General features: G+C 63.2%; 10 protein-coding genes and 1 tRNA gene. 3 read left to right on the top strand and 8 right to left on the bottom strand.

All coding sequences use genetic code 11. The features are described 5' to 3' along the window. Nucleotides 1–96 precede the first annotated feature (96 nt). The 3 genes from serC (at nt 97) to ACZ5B4_RS02655 (ending at nt 4,415) form a co-directional block, all read left to right on the top strand. The gene (gene serC / locus ACZ5B4_RS02665; RefSeq protein WP_464912899.1) at nt 97–1,203 is read left to right on the top strand and encodes a 3-phosphoserine/phosphohydroxythreonine transaminase; all 1,107 of its coding nucleotides are present in this window, start codon (nt 97–99) and stop codon (nt 1,201–1,203) included. A gap of 81 nt (nt 1,204–1,284) precedes the next feature. Continuing rightward, nucleotides 1,285–3,534, top strand: coding sequence for an ATP-dependent helicase (locus ACZ5B4_RS02660; protein WP_464912898.1), 2,250 nt, complete (start codon nt 1,285–1,287; stop codon nt 3,532–3,534). Between the two features lie 41 nt (nt 3,535–3,575). Next, on the top strand, nt 3,576–4,415 hold the full coding sequence (locus ACZ5B4_RS02655) for a DUF480 domain-containing protein (protein ID WP_464912897.1): 840 nt from the start codon (nt 3,576–3,578) through the stop codon (nt 4,413–4,415). A gap of 325 nt (nt 4,416–4,740) precedes the next feature. Here ACZ5B4_RS02655 and ACZ5B4_RS02650 read toward each other — a convergent pair. From ACZ5B4_RS02650 to ACZ5B4_RS02615, 8 genes are all read right to left on the bottom strand, one after another. Then, nucleotides 4,741–4,813 (bottom strand) — tRNA-Phe (locus tag ACZ5B4_RS02650). A 313-nt stretch (nt 4,814–5,126) separates the two neighbouring features. After that, nucleotides 5,127–6,035, bottom strand: a complete 909-nt coding sequence (locus ACZ5B4_RS02645) for a DUF58 domain-containing protein (RefSeq protein WP_464912896.1) — start codon at nt 6,033–6,035, stop codon at nt 5,127–5,129. A 50-nt stretch (nt 6,036–6,085) separates the two neighbouring features. After that, nucleotides 6,086–7,147: an AAA family ATPase gene (locus ACZ5B4_RS02640; RefSeq protein ID WP_464912895.1), complete on the bottom strand. Its 1,062-nt coding sequence runs from the start codon at nt 7,145–7,147 to the stop codon at nt 6,086–6,088. A 25-nt stretch (nt 7,148–7,172) separates the two neighbouring features. Further along, nucleotides 7,173–10,433 (bottom strand): coiled-coil domain-containing protein, encoded by a 3,261-nt coding sequence (locus tag ACZ5B4_RS02635; protein WP_464912894.1) that lies wholly within the window; start codon nt 10,431–10,433, stop codon nt 7,173–7,175. Next, complete coding sequence (locus ACZ5B4_RS02630) at nt 10,430–12,172, bottom strand: hypothetical protein (protein WP_464912893.1); 1,743 nt, start codon at nt 12,170–12,172, stop codon at nt 10,430–10,432. The genes ACZ5B4_RS02635 and ACZ5B4_RS02630 overlap by 4 nt, the downstream gene beginning before the upstream one ends. After that, the gene (locus ACZ5B4_RS02625) at nt 12,169–14,688 is read right to left on the bottom strand and encodes a hypothetical protein (RefSeq protein WP_464912892.1); all 2,520 of its coding nucleotides are present in this window, start codon (nt 14,686–14,688) and stop codon (nt 12,169–12,171) included. The genes ACZ5B4_RS02630 and ACZ5B4_RS02625 overlap by 4 nt, the downstream gene beginning before the upstream one ends. Continuing rightward, on the bottom strand, nt 14,685–17,090 hold the full coding sequence (locus ACZ5B4_RS02620) for a BatA domain-containing protein (RefSeq protein ID WP_464912891.1): 2,406 nt from the start codon (nt 17,088–17,090) through the stop codon (nt 14,685–14,687). Before ACZ5B4_RS02620 ends, ACZ5B4_RS02625 begins: the two co-directional genes overlap by 4 nt. A 103-nt stretch (nt 17,091–17,193) precedes the next feature. Continuing rightward, a complete protein-coding gene (locus ACZ5B4_RS02615; RefSeq protein ID WP_464912890.1) occupies nt 17,194–18,327 on the bottom strand; it encodes a prenyltransferase/squalene oxidase repeat-containing protein in 1,134 nt (377 codons plus the stop codon). Nucleotides 18,328–18,407 lie beyond the last annotated feature (80 nt).

Genomic DNA, 18,407 nt, shown 5'->3' with positions numbered 1-18,407 from the left:
CGAAACCACGGCTTTGTCCCGCCGATCCGCTTCCCCTTCGAGAGACTGCAACGCAATCGGCTGATAATCTAATCCAAGACCTCAGGAGAGACCTCGATGGCCCAGCGTGTCTATAACTTTTCGCCCGGTCCGGCGGTGCTGCCCGAACCGGTCCTGGAAGAGGCCCAAAAGAATCTCATGGCCTTGCCCGGCGTGGGAATGTCGATTCTGGAAATCAGCCATCGCTCGGCGGCTTTCACCGAGATCATTCAGGGGGCCGAGCGCAATCTCCGCACGCTCTTGCAGATCCCGGAGGACTATGCCGTTCTGTTCCTTCAGGGGGGCGCCAAATTGCAGTTCGGCATGGTGCCGATGAACTTCCTCCGCAATACCGGCGGAAAAGCCTCCTACATCGTGAGCGGAACGTGGAGCAAGCAAGCCGCGGCGGAGGCGGCGGGACAAGGTACGGTCCATGTCGCGTGGGACGGCAAAGCCACCAACTACGATCGCGTTCCGACGGACGACCAACTGAGCATCCACCCGGAGTCCGTTTACGTTTACTTGTGCTCCAACGAGACGATCGCGGGCGTCCAGTTCCCACGCGAACCCGAAACGAACGGGATCCCGCTGGTTTGCGATGCGTCGTCGGAGCTGCTCAGCCGCCCCGTCGATATCCGCCGTTACGGAATCCTCTTCGCGTGCGCTCAGAAGAATTTGGGGCCGGCCGGCGTCACGGTCGTCATCATCCGCAAAGACTTCTTGGAGCGCTGCCCCAATGACTTGCCGGTAATGCTCAATTATCGCCAATTGGCCGAGAACAAGTCCCTTCTCAATACGCCTCCCGTCTTCGCCGTTTACATGGTCAAGCTGGTGACCGATTGGGTCTTGCGAGAGTTCGGCGATCTTCAAAAGCTGAAAGAGTTCAACGAGAAGAAGGCGGCCCTCTTGTACGATGCGATCGCATCGTGCGGCGGTTTTTACACCGTGCACGCGGCGCCCGGCAGCCGCTCCGCGATGAACATCGCTTTCCGCCTCCCGAACGGCGAGATCGAGAAGCAATTCTTGGCCGAAGCGAAGAAGGCCGGACTGCACAACCTGGAGGGACATCGCTCCGTCGGGGGCTGCCGCGCCTCCATCTACAACGCCATGCCGTGGGAAGGTGTGGTCGCCCTCCGCGATTTCATGCTGCAATTCTACCAAGCCAATCGCGACAAAGTCGGATGACGATCGTCCGTTCCAGAGGCGGCCGCCACCTCCAAGCGAATAGCGCCGTTGGCACCGGAAGACAACGGACCGAACCAATCCATGAATGACGCCGATTTATTGTCGGGTCTGACTCCCGCTCAGCGCGAAGCGGTCACGCATGTCGACGGACCGCTTCTCATCCTAGCGGGGCCGGGCAGCGGAAAGACCCGGGTGGTCACCCATCGCATCGCCTATTTGCTTCGCCGGGGCATTCCCGGCGGCCAAATCCTTGGCCTAACCTTTACCAACAAGGCGGCCGCCGAAATGGCGAGCCGCGTCGAACAATTGGCGCCCGGCGCCCGCGTCTGGCTGGGGACCTTCCATCGTTTTGCGGCCCAATTTCTCCGCCGCCACGGTTGCCACGTGGGACTGCAAGCCAACTTCACGATCTACGACAAGGAGGATTCGCTGCGGGGGCTGCGACGCGTCATCGCGGAGGCCGGCGTCGATCTGATGAACTATACGCCGGATGCCGTCGCCGCCGCCATCAGTTGGGCCAAGAACGCGTTCATCCAGTCCCACGAATACAGTCCCCGCGACGGTTCCCCCATGGGTTCTATCGTGCAAAAGGTCTATCCGCTGTATCAACGGTGGCTGAGCCGGTCCAACGCCGTCGATTTCGACGATCTGCTCCTCAGCACCGCCGTCGTGCTCCAGCGCAATCCGGAACTTCGCCGCGATCTGGACGCCCGCTACCGCTACATCATGGTGGACGAGTATCAGGACACGAATCTCGTTCAGTACGCCATCGCCCGCGCACTCTCCGTCGACTACCCCAATCTCGCCGTGACGGGGGACCCCGACCAGTCGATTTACGGCTGGCGCGGCGCCGATCTGAACAACATCCTGGAGTTCGAACGCGACTTTCCCGACGTTCGCGTGGTGCGACTGGAACAGAATTACCGCAGCACGAAGAAGATCTTGCAGGCGGCGGCCGGTCTGATCGCGCATAACGTGAAGCGTAAACGGAAAGACCTCTTCACCCTGAACGACGAGGGGGCGGACGTGCGTCTCGTCGCCTACCGCGATCAAACGGAAGAGGCGGAAGACGTGGCGAGCCGCATCCAATCCGCGCTTCGAGAGGGCCGCCGCCGCGCCCGCGACTTCGCCATCTTCTACCGAGTTAACGCCCTCTCGCGCGAGTTCGAACTCGCGCTCCGTCGCCGCAACATCCCTTACCAAATCGTCAACGGCGTGGAGTTTTTTCAGCGGCGCGAGATCAAGGATTTGGTCGCCTACCTCAAATTCATCCAAAACCCGCGGGACGAAGCCGCGTTTCTTCGCATCGTCAACAACCCGCCCCGCGGCATCGGGAACACCACCATCACGCACGTGGTGGAGTTCGCCCGGGAAAAAGGCTGGGACATTTGGACCGCCCTGGCCCGGGCGGATGGTATCCCGGGCCTGCAATCGCGGGCGGCGAGCAAACTTGCCCAGTTCATCAAGCTGATCGACGGACTGGCTGCGGCGGCCGGCGGTCCCATCGAGGAACTGCTGGGTTGCATTCTCGCCGAAACCGGTTATCGCGAGATGTTTCGCAAATCGTCCGCCGAGGAAGATCAGGAGCGATTGGCGAACGTCGAAGAGCTGCTCACGTATGCCCGTCAATTCGACGAGCAGCACCCCGAGCCGGGCGGATTGGACGCGTTCTTGGAGGAAGTCAGCTTGGTCAACGACGTCGATGCGTGGGAAAGCGATGATCGCGTCACCCTGATGAGTCTCCATGCCTCCAAGGGGCTGGAATTCCCCGTGGTTTTCCTGACGGCCGTCGAGCAAGGCATTCTGCCGCACGAACGGAGCCTCAAGTCGAACGATCAGATGGAGGAAGAGCGGCGGCTGATGTTCGTCGGTATGACCCGCGCCATGGAGGAATTGCAGATCAGCTATGCCATGATGCGGGATTTCCGCGGCCAGCGCCGCCTGACCATTCCCAGCCCTTTCCTCATGGAGCTGCCCACGAATTGCCTGCAAATGCACGGGCGAGCGGCCGAACTCGCCGGAACCGCGTCGCGTCCCACACGGACCTCCGAACGGCCGGAGCCGCCCTTCCGCCGCGCGGGCGACGGCCGAGGCCCGCAACTAACCACCGCCGCCGCATTGGTCGGCTCCGGCCTTTCCGGCCCTAACCGTACCGACGATTATGCCCAGGATATGCTGGTGGCCCACCCCCGGCACGGAGTCGGTCGAATCGTGGCGCTCAGCGGAAGCGGCGAAAATCGCAAGGCCGTCGTGGATTTCGGCGGTCGAATCGGTCGAATCAAATTCATCCTCTCCAAGACGGACCTGAAACCCCTCAAGCGATCCCGATAGTGCGCATCCGGATGGTCCTTGAAAAAGTGGAGGGTATATCCATGAGTGACGGCGACACCGCAGGCGAACGCCAAGACTATCCCGGCCGCAAAAGCACGTTGAGCCTCGTCGAACGGCGTGTATTCGGCGTCCTGATCGAAAAGGCCAAGACCACGCCTGCCGCCTATCCCCTCACACTCAATGCCATCATCACCGCCGGCAATCAAAAAAGCAATCGCGACCCCGTGATGCAGGTGGACGAACCCGCCGCGGAAGCGGCTCTGGAAACGTTGCGCCGGCTTGGAGCGGTCGGCATCATCCAAGGTTCCGGTCGCGTCGACAAGTATCGCCATTACGCCTATGAATGGCTGGGCGTCGATAAGTTGGAACTCAGCGTCCTCTGCGAGTTGCTTCTCCGCGGTCCGCAGACGGAAGGCGAACTGCGATCCCATGTCTCGCGGATGGAATCGATTCCCGATCTACCGGCCCTTCGCATCGTGTTGGACGGTCTGGAAAAGAAGGGCTTGCTTCATCGTTTGACGCCGCCCGGACGAGGCCACACGGTAACCCATTCCTTTCATTTGCCGCAGGAACTGGAGCGGATTCGCGCGCAATTTCGGGCCGTCTCCGCGGCCTGGTGCGAGGCGAACGAGCCGGACGGAGCCCCCGCTTCCCCTCAGCCGCCTCGTGCGATCGTGAGCGATGCACGATCACCCCAAGCCGCGTCGCCCCAGCCTGCATCAAGGATCCCGACGGCCGGCCCCATCGCCATGCCGGAAAGCCGCTTTCACGAGCTGGAACGACAATTGGAAGCGATCCGGGCGGAGATGGAAGCTCTCAAGGAAGAAGTCCAAGCCTTGCGAACCGATCTGTCCGATCTCAGAAGGGACCTGGGCGCGTAAGCTCGGCCCCACGGCCATCGGCGGCGAAAATGCGGCCGTCGGCATCGAGCGCCCCGCTAGACCGGCTCGATCCCGCGGACTTCATGGTGCGCGGCGCCGGCGCTAAGAAATCGCACATCGAAGAGCATCGCGGCCGCGTCCTATCGCGAGCGCTTGCTCGCAAAGAACTTCGACGCCCCGCAACATATGCGCGGCGATCACTAGGACGGTACCGGCAGACAAGCCTACCCGGCGACAAAGACGACGACCGCCGGATATTGAATCCGAGGCAAGCTGGGCGACCGCTCATTCCGGACGCGAAATTGCGAAAACGATGCGCCGACAGTGGACAGGGGCGGGATCGAACCGCCGACACCTGGATTTTCAGTCCAGTGCTCTACCAACTGAGCTACCTGTCCGATTTCAATAAGATTCTTCGCACCGCTTGATCGCTACGACGACCTTATCCGCCGCCGCTTCCCGAACGAAAACGCCGGTCGGCTCCGCTTCAGGCCGCCGAGAACCGCCTCTCCGCGGAAACGATTCGCAACGCCTTCGCCGCCATCGAACGGTCGACGGCGTCCGCGAAACGCCAATCAAAGCGTCCCGAGGTTTGTTCGCGGAACTACCTATTTGCAACGCTCAAAGATGATTATAAAAAAAGCCGCGTCCGTGTGTCAAAGGGGGTTGCTTTCCGCGTTCGCACGCATCCGCGACGGTTGAAGCCGTCTGTCAACGCTTACGATGGAATCGCGAGCGTTGCATGAGGTAGTCGGCCAGGACATCCGCGTGCGAGCGGCTGGTATCGACCGGGAGGTATTCCACGGCATTGCGTTGGCAAATCGAGGCCAACCGCTCTTGAAAGTCGTGGAGGGCTCGCAGGTAGAAGGGCCGCAATTCCTCGGGCCTGGTCAACAACTCATCCGGCAATTCCAATCCCAGGAATTTCACCGGCCCTTCGAACTCGAAGGCCCATTCATCGTGGTGCAACACGTGGAAGAACACCACCTCGTGCCGCTGGTGCCGCCATTGCTGCACTGCTTTTTCCAAGTCCGCCAAATCACAAAAAAAGTCGCTCAGCAACACCACAATCTCGCGTCGATGGAAGTGTTCGCTGATTTCGGTGAGGGCGCGGCGGATGTGGGTTTTTTCCCGGGGCTCGAGCGACTCCAGATGGCCCGCCATCCGCACGAGTTGCGCAGGCGAGTTCCCCGGCGGAATGAAGGCCAAGAGCTTGTCGTCGAAGGTGGCCAGCGAAATCTTGTCGCCTTGGTTCAGAATGAAGTACCCCAGCGTCATGGCCAATCGCGCGGCGTAGCGTAGTTTCTGCTCATCGTTCGAGCCGTACGTCATGGAGGCGCTGGCGTCGAGCACGAAATGGCAGACGCAATTCGTCTCCATGGCGTATTGTTTGACGACCAAACGATCGCGGTTGAAGTAGACGCGCCAGTCGATGTACTTCGGATCATCTCCCCAAACGTATTGGCGATGCCCCACGAATTCGACGGCGAAGCCTGCCAGGGGCGAACGATGCCCGCCCGCCAGATTACCCTGGACTAAGCCCCGCGGTTCCCAACGCTGCCGAGCGATGCGGTCGAGGGCTTGTGCGTCGATGAATTTTGCCAAAACACCTTGCGACACGGTTTTTCCTCTCCTCTGCGGATTCGCCCGGATAGGCTGGGAAGCGGCAGTCAACGCCCCGCGGTATGGGCGAGTGAAAGATCGCCGCCCGGCCGCTCGTAAGGAACATCGGCGGGTATCGCCTCCAGCAACATTTCGATCAACCGATCGCTCGTGAGGTTGTTCGCTTGGGCCGCGTAATTGCCGGCGAGACGATGACGCAAAGCGGGCTTGACGACGGCCTGGATGTCACCGATGGTGGCGTGGTATCTCCCGAGCATCGCGGCGCGGGCTTTGGCGCACATGATCAAGGTCAACAGACCGCGCGGTCCGGCTCCCCAAGCAACCCAACGGCTCACGAAGTCGGGACTTTCCGGCGATCCCGGTCGCGTTGCCCGGACCAAGGTGCAGGCGTAGCCTAAAACTTGGTCCGCAACGGGAATGCGGGTGACCAATTCTTGGAACTGAATCAAGTCATCGCCGGTGAGCAGCGATTCGAGGCCTGCTTGGCGGCCGGCGGTAACACGGCGGGCGATCTCCCACTCTTCGGCGGCGGAAGGATAGTCCACGTGGATGTACAGCAGGAAGCGGTCGAGCTGCGCCTCGGGCAGCGGATAGGTTCCCTCTTGTTCCAACGGGTTCTGCGTCGCCAATACGAAGAAGGGATCGGGCAAAGGATAAACCTTGCCGCCCGCCGTCACCTGCCGCTCTTGCATGGCCTCCAACATGGCTGCTTGGGTCTTCGGCGGCGTACGATTGATCTCGTCGGCGAGGATCATGTTGGCGAAGATCGGTCCCGGCAGAAAACGGTAGCCGCGTTCGCCGGTCGTGGGATCCTCTTGAATGATGTCGGCGCCGGTCACGTCACTGGGCATGAGATCGGGCGTGAATTGAATGCGCTTGAAGGTCAAGTGCGTCGCCTGGGCCAGCGAGCTGATGAGCAACGTCTTGGCCAGACCCGGTACCCCTTCCAAGAGTGCATGGCCGCGGGCCAATACGGCGATCAGCACCTCCTCGATGACACGTTCCTGCCCTACGATCACCTTGGCCAATTCTTCCCGCAGGCGAAGATAGGTCTGATGGCATCGATGAACACGCGCGACGTCTCCCTCACTCAATTCCGGTTGGTTCATGGCGACCTCGTTGGATGTTGTGCGTTTATTGGACGTTTTTGAAATAGTTGCGCAAACGCTCCTTGTAAGCGGGAGGCGGAGGACTCTCGGCCGCGGCACGAATCGCGGCGCGGACGTCGGGCGGAAGCTGCGGCATCCAAAGCGGATCGCCGCTCACCGACTCCGAGGGGTTCGCGGCGCCGGACTCGCCCCCGCGCCCTTGGGAAACCGTCGATTGAGATGCCGGCCGGCGACCGGCATCACCGTTGCTCGGCGGGGTTCCGGCGGGAGGCCCGTCGGCTTGCCCGGCCGCCGTCGTAGGGGCGGAAGGCAGGGACGAGCTTTCCCCGGCGTCCGTTCGCGACACGGCGGCGCTCGGAAGCGATGAGGCCGGAGCCGCTGACGGATTCGCGGCCGTCGCAGCCAGCTCCTGAACCGCACGCAAGGCGGCCGAGACCGGATCCGCTGCGGGCGACGGGGACGTATCCTGCGCCGCGTTCGGATCCACGACTTGCGCGGTCATCGCCTCCGGCGTAAGCAAGCCGGGCAAACGGTGCGCCGCTTCCAACGCCTGCTTCAATTGCATCTCCCGAGCGGCCACGGCGGCCGCGGCGTCCATGAACTTTCCGTGGGATGCCGCTTGGGCCGCGGAGGCGGCTACGGCGTCCGCTTGCACTCCCTCGGCAGCCGCCGACTCCGCCTGATGCAGCGACTCGGTGGCCTGGGGCGTCACGGGAATCGCCTTCTCGACCAAAGCCTGCGCGGCTTCACGACTGCGTGCCAGTTCCTGTCGCGCATTCTCCTCCATCTGCCGCATGACCTCTTGCACGTTCTCGGCCGCCGCGGCGATGTTTTGAGCGGCATCTCGTTGTAGGGATGCGACCGGCGGCAACCCGGAGTCGGGGGCGGCCGGCCATTGCTCGAGTGCTTGTCGCGCCGCGGAAGAAGCCGACTCCGCGGCCGCCAACGCCGCGGCAAGCTGCGGCGAATCAGGCTGTCGCGGAAGCGAGTCTCTCGCGCGGTCCAACGCCTCGACAACCTGCGACTGGTCGGCTCGACGCCGGTCATCTTTTGCCAAGGCCGGCGAGCGGCTATTGCGCCGCGTCCCGATGTCGGACAGGTCTTCCGTAAACGGCTCCCGGGAAGTATCGGCATCGCCGCTGTCGGGCCCGGAATCTTCTGACGCCATCTCTTGCACTGCGTCGCGGGCCTTGGCCACGGCCTCGTGCTTGTTTGCGGACTGGAGGATGGCCTCCGCCGCTTGGGGTCTTCCGGCCGCCCTCTGTTGCGCGGCGGCGGCCTCGAGGAGCGCGGATCGGGCTTCTTCCAACCGCTGTAACGCCTGGGCGGACGCAAGCGGATTGGTGTTCAAGTGACGCTCCACCGCCTCCGCCGCGTTCCGCGCTTCCTGCAACTGGTGCGAGGTAACATCGGCAAGCGTCTGCGCCGCTTGCCTCGCCTGCTCGAACCAAGGCGAGGAATCCGCCCCGTTCGCGGCCGCACGAAAGGCTTCCCTCGCCGCTGCGACGACTTCGCCGGCCGCCCGTTGCCGCGCAAGGTCCGCCAGCTCGGTTTCCACCACGGAAAGCGCCTTTTCCAGCGATTGTTCCGCCGATCGAGTTATCTCCGACGACGGCTTGGACTCCGAGCCTAATGGTCGCGATTGGGCTGAGGGCGTTGCAACACCTTCGTCCTCGCGCGGTGAGTGCGCGGCAGCCCCGGGGGAAACATCCGAAGGTTCTCGCTGCCCGGGAGTATCGGACGCACTCGCGGCGGTGGTGCTCGATGCAGCATCGGGGCCCGGCTTGCTGAGGGATTCCGCCGCCTCGCCGACCTTTTGCGCCGCTTCTTCTATCGCGGATCGGACGTGATCCGGCAAAGTGCGGCCATCGGGAATGGAGGCGACCTCGCTTGCGATTTGTCGCTCCAGATCGGCCGCTTCGGAAATACGATTGTCGCGTGCGGATTCCGAGGCCAGGCTCTGCTTCTCCCTCGCCCGCCGCAACGACTGAGCGGCCTCTTCCAGATCGGACAGCGCATCGCGCTGCGACCCCGACGCGGCCGGCAACGGTTCCGAAGCGGCTCCTTCGACGGGCCGGGCCAAGGCCTCCGCGATGTTCGCGAGAACTTGATCCTGGTACTGCGTTGCCTCTGCGGCATTCCCTTGAAATAGTTGCTCGGCGGCTTGGCCGGCGGCGTCGGCAGCGCGCTCCAGCGATTCCCGCACCGCACCCGGAAGATTCGCACCGGTCTTTTCCAGGTCTTTTTGGATACCCAACTGCTCCTCCACCAAACGGTTCGCGGTCTCGGGATGGGCGGCCTCCAATTCCGTTCGCTGCCGTAACTCCTCTTGCCTGGCGGCCAACCTTTCCAAGGCGGCGTTCCGTTCGGAAGGCTCGCTCCGTTCCAGCAGCCCCGAAACGCTTCGCAGGCGGGCCAGCAATTGCTCGAACGTTTCGATGGCCCGGTTCTGATGCTCAACCGCAACCGACCAATTCGCGTCAGCGAGGCCCTGCACGGCCGCGGCCAGTTCCGTCTCGCCTTTTTGTTCCCGCAAAAGAGCGAGAGCGGCGGCCGCTTCCCGGCCGATCTCCGCGTCCCAGCCGGCCACGTCTTCCAGCAATGCGGTCATCTGAGCGTACAAGACCGTAATATCTCTTTGATCCTCGCGGCAATCCACAGCGGCCGAAGGGCGGGCCGATTCCGCTAAACCCGGCAGGCCGGCGGTTGCGTCCCGAACGGCGGTTTGTCGTTCGATGAGACGCCCGACCTGCGATTCCAACTCGGCCATCTTCAGACGACGCAACAACCGTTGCCGTTCCACCAGGAGCCTCACCAAGATTTCACGACTCTTTTCGCGGGCAAGCGCGAGCAGTTCTCTTTCATCAACGGCGTCGCCGGATTGCAACCGATTGAGCAAGGCGACGACTGCCTGCATGTGAATCTCGACCAAGGAGTCCAGATTCGCCCGCATCTCCGCCAGCTCGGCGTACAAGGGCAGGTCGTCCAAACCGTTTTCCTGCAATTGGAGCATCTGCAAATCCAGTTGCTCGCCGACCAAACGCTTGGCCAGTTCGCGGACCTGCTGCTGCGCGACCCTCTTGCGCGCCGTCTCGCGCGCGGCGTCGGAAGACGACACCTGCGCATCAACCGGGCGGATAACCAGACAAGGCACAAGCCCAAGCATCCACGCCAAACTCAGGGCCAAGCAGACTGTCCGACATCGACTTTGCGAACCATGGCGTCCGCCGTCGCGGGCAACCATGAAAGGCTCGGCGATCGGGAGATTGCGGCGACCGGCTGTCATGGCGAACCTCCGACTTCCAATTGTCGGTCGATCATCTGCTGGAGTTGGTCGGCCGACTTTCGATCCAACTCGGCCATGGCGGCCAGAATCCCTTGCTCATCCGTTACTTCCAGCGTGATCGGTGTTGATTCGATGCTCCGGCCGGGCAGGCCGCCGCGTCCCTGCTCCACCGCCGTAAGATATACCCGGATCCGATCGCCTTTGGCTGCTCCCGTCATGGAAAGGTCCAAAGGAAATCGCTCTACCAACTCCCGTTGTACCTGCCGTTCCGCCTCCCATAACGTCCACGTGGGAAGGATCTCCGTGCTTCCATCCGGCCGCACACGCTCCGCTCGCGCATCGATTCGCACGAGTCCCCGATCGTCGGCGGCGCGGCAGAGAATGGTCGGCCTGGCCCGGGGCAGCACCAGCGAGATTCGTGATTCCGCAAGAATTCGCGGCGGTTGGTCCAAACGTGGACGAAGAACGGCTTCAATCGTGACAGGCGATGAACCGGCTTCCTCCTCCACCACGAACTCGAGACGGACCGGCTCCGTGACATCGGCAAGCGCCTTGGGAATCGCTTCCGGCGTCCACCAGTATTCGGGGGTCATCCCTGGCCGTCGCCCATCGCGAACGTCATTCGCCGCCGGCGTCTCCGTTCCCTCATTTGCGGGAGTCGGCTCGGCGACCAGGCGGAGATCCGTCACTTCGTCCCCAAAATGCAGCACGACACGACTTAACGGCCGATCCGACACGAGCCACGGTTGAACCCAGGATCCTTCCGGGACCGTCATCTGAAGGATGTCCTCCTGCCGGCGTCGAATTCGATCCGTCCCGTCGCCGTAATCCGGTTCGCGGATCTCGAAGACCAACCGCACCTGGGGCGGGTGGACGGGACTCAGGACAATGGGTCCGGCGGAGGCATCCCCGATTCGGATGCGGCACTCGCAATCGCCGGTCAAAAGCGGCAAACTACCGGCGAACCTGCCCGCGGTCCCGCTCTCCGGCAACAGAGGAAGGCGGCTGCTTTGGCGGGCCGCCACCGCGGACAGTTGCACCAGCCCCTCTTGCGGGACGCGTCCCGAAACCGTGACACGGAAATCGACGGCCGCGCCTAGAGGGCAGCGCACCTCCAGAGGCGACCGATCCAAGCGGACCGGTTGCCCGGCGATGCGGATTTCGTCGATCCGGGTCGCCGTGGGATACGACGCCGATCGCAGCAACAAACGATCGAGAAACACCCGGGTATGCCTGGGAAAGACGAGCGCGACGGCCGCCGCGGACGCCAGCGCCACAGCAGCGACAATCACGCGGCGACCCACGATTCGCCCGGGGATGTCCTCTCGCAGCGGCAAGGAGGGCGTCGCGGTCGCAACACGGCGCATGACCGCCGCTTGCAGCTCCGGCGAACCCCAGCGCCCGGCCTCCGCGGCCTCGAATTGCAGGGCGGCGACCAGATCGGTGTCGATCCCGGCTCGCTTTTGCAATAGGAGCGCCAAGTGCAACTCGGACTCGCGAGACATCCACCCGGGAAGCACGAATTTTCGCACGGCCCAGCCCAGCGCGACGGCGGCCAAGAGCATGGCGACGGCCCGCTCCATTCCGCCCAATTGCAATCCCCAGTCGAGCGCGAACAGTCCGAGCCAGGCCGCGGAAACAGCGGCGATGATGCCGCTTCCCCCGATCAGCCCACGCAGCCGGCGCCGGCGCCGGCCGATCCGTTGCAGCAGGGCGTGAAGCGGTCTCAAATCGTTCATGCCATTTGCGCCCATTTCCGAACGAACCATTCCGCCAGCAGCGCGGTTGTTACCGCCAAAAACGCCGCCCAGCTATTCCAGAGGCTGACTTCCTCAACGATCGTCTCCGTCTGATGGTTTTGCGGCAAATCCTCAAGCAGTCGCATCGCTTCCGTGATCTCGTAGCTCCGGCCCCCCGACGCCCGTGCCAATGACTCTTGCAAATCGCGGTTCCGCGTCGCCGCAGCCATCTCGATGGATTGAGCGGCGACCTGAAATTCCACCGCCGCTGAGTCCTGCGTTAGAGGATCGAGCACCTCGGCCGCAAACTCGCCCTCCTCGAAGACGGGAAATCGGGCTTGGAACAGGCCGGGCCGAACTTGCGTCAAGGCGATCTCGCGTTCGCCTCCCGGCGGCAGGTTGGGCGTCGTCGGCTTGATCACGCCCTGCAAAACGCCGCCCGGCACCCGGCTTTCCGAGAGCGGTTGGAAATCGGCGTCGTAGGCCTCCACGGTCAACAGCACCTCGTCGCCCGTCTGATAGCGCGCGTGATCGGTCTGCACGACGAAACGCTTTTGCGTACCCAGCACATGCCGCATCGCCAACCGGTGAATCAGTTGACCCCAGAATCGACGGTAGTAAAGGTCGCCGTATTTTCGCCGCAGACGCCACCACTCATTGAAACCGATATAGACGACTTCACCGCGTCCGTACCGCTGAATCGCCACGATCGGTTGGGGCGTCTTGCCGTCCAAACAAAGGTCGGTGGGATGCGCGGCCAAGACTCCGGCCAACGGGCGGACACGCTCCACCGGATAGTACCACGGTACGCCGCCCAGGTTCGCCCACGCCTTTTCGTTCTCTTCCGGGCTATCCCCCAATTGCATAAAATCCGTCAAGGCCGCTTCCGGCGTACGAATCAGTGGGAACGGACGATCGCGCAGCCGCGCTTGCGGTGACACCTGCACCGGGAGCATCGGCTCCAACGGCGATTGCGCCCACTGCCCGGGGCCGAATCTAGGTCCGGCCAACACGACCAACCCTCCGCCGAATTGCGATACGAATTGCTCCAACTGCTCGCAAAACCCGTCCGTCAACATACTCGCGGGTACGTCGCTGAGGATGACCACGTCATGAGAGAAGAATTCCGGACGAGGCATTCGCAAGACGGGCAAAAACAGCGGGTTCCGTTCGCGCACGTGAGGGTCGGCGGAGCGGAGAAACGTACGGAATCCCTCCGCACCGACCAAGGGATCGCGGTGAAACACCTCCTTGATGAATCGCCATTCCCAACTCGGTTCATCCTCAATGAATAACAACCGCAGGAAGTAATCGCGAACATAATTATCGCGCACGACGCGGTTGTTCTCCGTGACGCTTTCCTCCGGGAGCGAATCCACCTCGGCCTCGAATACGAAGCGGCCGACATCGGACGGTGTGTACTGAAACTCCAGCGTCCGCACCTCTTCGGTCAAGGTGACGGTGTGTTCACCGATGGTGTGCGTCGGCTCCGTCTCCCGAGCAACGTCGCCGCCCGATTCGGCGGCGGCAACCGGCGCCGTCCCTGCGGTTCCGTACGGGCGAACCCCAAGCCGAACCGTTACTTGGCGACCGGCCGACAATTGATTGCGAAGGACCACGCGGATCGACGCCGCTTCGCCCTTTTTCATGAGGGGCGGCAGTTGCATTTCCAGGACGATGTCTTCGGCTTCGGCTTTGCCCAGCCCCACCGTGTAAACGGGAACGCCGAGGCCGAGGAGTGCGGATTCCGGCGACGGACCGGCGTTTTGATTGAAGTCGCTAAAGACCACGACGGCGGCCGGGTCCCGACCGTTCTTGCGGCGTGCCAGATCGGTCAGCGCCGCTCCCAGCGCCGTGACTCCGCCCCGCGCGGCAAGCCCTTGTCCGACAAGGTCGGCATTCTCAGCGGACGCATCCCCCTTCGTCTCGCCGTCTCCCAAGTCCAGGTAATCCACGCCGTCGGCGCGGTGGAACCGAAACAGACGCACGCGGCAGCGTCCGCGGAGTTCCCGCAAGAATGCCCCATCGTTCGCCGCAAACAGCCCGCGGAGCAAGTCTAAGCGCGAAGGTGCGGGGAAGCCCGTTGTTGCATCGCCGCCCCGAGGCGCAATCTTGGAAGCCTCCGTCGAAGCCCGAATCAGGGGAGCCAAATCCGCAACTTCTGCGGGCGACCACGCGTCGCGTATCGCCATGCTTTGGGTGTCGTCCAGCAGCAACCACACGGCGGGGCGAATCGGCTTGGCCAGGCGAATGACCGCGACCGGCTCGGCCAAAATCGTCACCACCAAGACCAACGCCGTCGCGCGGAGGACGGTCAGCGTCAGGCGCGTCAGCGGCCGGGCGCATTTTTGGCGACGGTAGTAGAAATACACGGCCCAGCCGATAACGGCCAAGACCGCGATCGCCAGTCGGCCGGATCCGCTCTGTAACCAGGGCGCGGTCCAGCCGATGCGAATATGTTCGATGCTTCCGGAAGACACTCCGAGGAAACGAGCAAGCATGGCGGGGACGTTCATGGCCGCACCTCCCGCCGAGGAAAGGCAAGGAAGAGGGATTCCGCCAAGAGAAAGAGCATCCCCGCAAATATCAGGTATCGCCACAGCCCCGACGATCGCGTACGATCGGCGTTGTCGCCGGCAGCCGCGACCAACACCCCATCCAAAGTCTGTGACAGCGAAGCATCATCCAGGTATTGCAAATCGGACTCCTCAGCGGGACAGGCGACCGCGAATCGCAACTCCGTGCGCGGTGCGGCAGGTAGCGCCCGGCCGTCCGCCTCCGCCGACACCGCCCCATCGAACCATTGAAGTCGGTACTCTCCCTGGCGCGGCAAGGCACCGATTTCCGCCCCCCATTGCCCGGTCCCCAGCGCACCGGTAGTCACCGGCTCCGATGCTCCATCCGGCTTGATCATCCGGCATGGATCGCCGCGGAACGCAGCCGGAATCGTTACGGTGAGCGAATCATGGGTCGAAAGGTTCCGCCGTTCCAGGGTTTCTTCAATCAATCGGCGGCAAAGTCGATCCAGAACAACGACGGCCGGCGTCGCGGCGAGGGTATTCCATTCCCGGGCAATACCGCTGGTCAGCAAAAGCACCTTCCCGCGCCCCAACCGCCGTTCGATAAGGAACGGCGAGCCGTTCGTGAATCGGGCCGCCACGCGCGGCGCGGTCCACTCCCCGCCCTGCTCATCGAGGTCCGAGGCGGCGTGTCGCACATCAAGAATTCCGGCGTCACTCACCTCCGTCGAGGGGCGCGATCTCGGTGCGGAGATCGCAATCTTCGGCGTCCGCTGTGCATTCCGCCAACTCAACCAAGGTTCGATCGAGGCCGCCGTGATCGGTTTTGGCGACGGAATCACCCGAGCGGCATCCAGGTCCGGCTCGACGATTTGGAAGAAATAAGGCGTGTGATAGAGAGCCGAAAGCTCTTCCGCAGTCATACCCTCGATGCGAAAGCACTCATCCTGAAGGGACGCCGCGTCCCACTGCAAGACTCCCTCCAAGCCCCCGCCGTTCATCGTACGGGCGTCGAAAGGAAGAGGTTGTAGCGGAGCCGGTAACAAGGGCAGCCCCGACTCCCAGGTATCGCGATTCCATGCCGCGGGGTCGAATTCGCCGCCCGCCGCAATTAGCACGTTCCCCCCGAGGATGGCATATTCGGTCAGGAGCTCGGCCGCCTTCCCCGGTGCTTGCACCCCTGCCACAACCACCAGTCTCGCCTCGGCCAAAAGCTCACGTCGGAAGCGATCGAGCGTGACGGACGTCCACAACGGGTCGAGGCCGGGGGAACCCTCGCCCTCGCTCGCCGCCAACAATCGGCGGAGCAGATAGGTCTCGCCCAACCGGTCTTCCGCGACCACCTCGTTCTGCCCGATCTGATCGACAAAGATCGCGGGAAAGGCGGAAAACACCGGCACGAGAACGGTGCGCGCGTCGTCGGCGGTCAAGGCGTCGGGGGTGAGCGCCACCTTCGCCGTGACCCATTCCACGCCTTCCGGGGCGGAGGTTCCCGGTATGGGCACGGGCGGAAAGAGCACCTCTCGCACTTGATTCGGTTGCAGATCCACCACCTGCGATGCCGCCGGCATGCCTTCGATGCACAGCCGGACTTCGACGCCCTCGCGCGGCCGATCACCGGAAAACCCGATCTCGGCCACAAAAACGGCGGATTCCTGCCGGGTGCAGAACCGGTCCCTCAAGAAAACGGCTTGTACCCAGGCATTGCTCGGCGTAGACGGCCGGACCGCTCGCACTTCGATCGGGCGGCCGAGTCCTTGGGCCGCGGAGCGGAGCCTCGCGTCGTCCCAGTTCGTCCGCTGGCAATCCGAAAAGATGATGATCCGCTTGGTCGCCGGGCTGGGGACCCGACCGCAAGCCTCGGCGGCGTGCTCCAGAGCTTGAACGAGGTTGGGCGTGCGATCGACTGCGGCAATCCCACGGACTGCGGCCACGGCGTCGTCCAACTCCGGATACGCTCCCAATAGCCATTCCCGGGGCGAACCCGCGGCAGCGATGACGGTCGCTCGGCTTCCCGCCGGCAAATTCCGCAAGAACGACTCAGCCTGCCGCTTGGCATCGTCCAACAGCGAGCCTCCAAACACGCCGTAGCCCATGCTGAGGCTGTTATCCACGATGAGCACGGCATGAACGCTACCGCCCGGTTCGAAGGAGTACTGTCCCGGCAGATAGGGTCTGGCCATGCCTAGCGCGAACAATAGCAGAAACGCTCCGCGCATCAGCAAGAGCAGCAGATCGCGAAGTTGCAGGATGCGGCGACTGCGGCGCGCGGCCTGCAAGAGAAAGTCCATAGCCGCCCAGCGCACGATGCGATAGCGCCGCCGGTGCATCAGGTGAACGACGGTCAGTGCAACGACCGTGATCAACCCTCCGGCCAGAAACCATGGCGCCGCGAACATTTTTCGCTTCCGATTGAAGGTTTCGCAACGGACTTACGCAGCCGGGGCCGCATGGTATTGTCAGCCGGGCACGCCTTCCCAAGGAATGCCCGCAAATAAGGACCTAAGGCGTGGGGGCCGAAAACCGTTTTTCCAAGGTCTCGATCCGCCCTTCCTGCAAGATGGGCAAGTAACGATTGGGAATAGCCAGAACAAAGCAACAAACGGCCGTCATGTACAAATCGCCCGGCTTGCCGCCGACATGTCCTTGAGCGCTCCACATGCCGTCGCGCGCGGGGTTTTGGGGATCCTCGATTTGTGAGGCTACCACGGCGTCCCGCAGCAGGGGGTAGCATTCCCGCCAAGGCTCATCTCCGACCTGGTACAAGGCCTGCGAGACATAGTACAGGGTGTAGGGATCAAAGGGTGCCCGTCTCTCCCGCCGCGCCCGCTCCGGCGATGCGGCCTCGCGCACCGCCTTGCGGATCACCTCGACGTTCTTGCTGATCCGCCAGTCATCGTACTGACCGAATTCTTGGAGGCAGACCACGCCCGCGGCGGCCATGGCCGTGGACGGATTGCCGCCGCCGCGCGTGTACGTGAATTGGCCGAGGTGGCGTTTCTGTTCCTCTTCGGGGGCGTCGCGCGGGCAATTGGACGGCGTGTAATGCTCCCGCACGCTGCGGATGGCCGCCTGAATCACGTTGGGCGAGACGTCCAAGCCGCTATCGACGGCGCTGCGCAGGGCCAAGGCCTGCATCACCGCCAAGCTCAGATCGTGCCCTTCTCGCTGCCGGACCGCAACATAATCCCACCCGCCGTCCTCGCACTGGGTGTCGGCAATCAGACGGAGCGCGCGATCGAGGGCGGGGCCAAGCCGCGAGTCGCGCGTCATTCCATAAGCCTGTCCCAGCACGAATGTGGAAAGCCCGTGGTTGTACACCCCACGGCGAGGCTCTGCGATGTTGAGCAATCCGGAGGTGTCGGCGCCGCGGATCACATAATCGATTGCGCGGCGCACCTGCCCGCCGTATTCGCCTCGATCCGGCAAGTGCCCGGCGGCGAGAAATGCCAAAACCCCCGTGCTCACCAACCCAAGATCGTTGGAGGACCAGTTTCCTTGCGGCCCCTGATTCCTCGCCAACCACCGTAAGCCGCGATTCAGCGCCTCCTCGCTCGCCGGCGTAATCTCCCATTCATCGGCCGCGGCAGTCAACCGCCCGAACAATGCGACCAGAATCGCGAGAAGGCAAAGCAACGATAATCGCCCAAGAGGGGCCGGGCGTCGCCTGCTCCGAGTTGAGGGAATCGGATCGCGAAGCGCGAACGACTCGCGCC

It is taken from the genome of Thermogutta hypogea (genome assembly GCF_055386265.1).
Note: the sequence above shows the minus strand (reverse complement) of the source record. Positions and strands in the feature narration are given on the sequence as shown.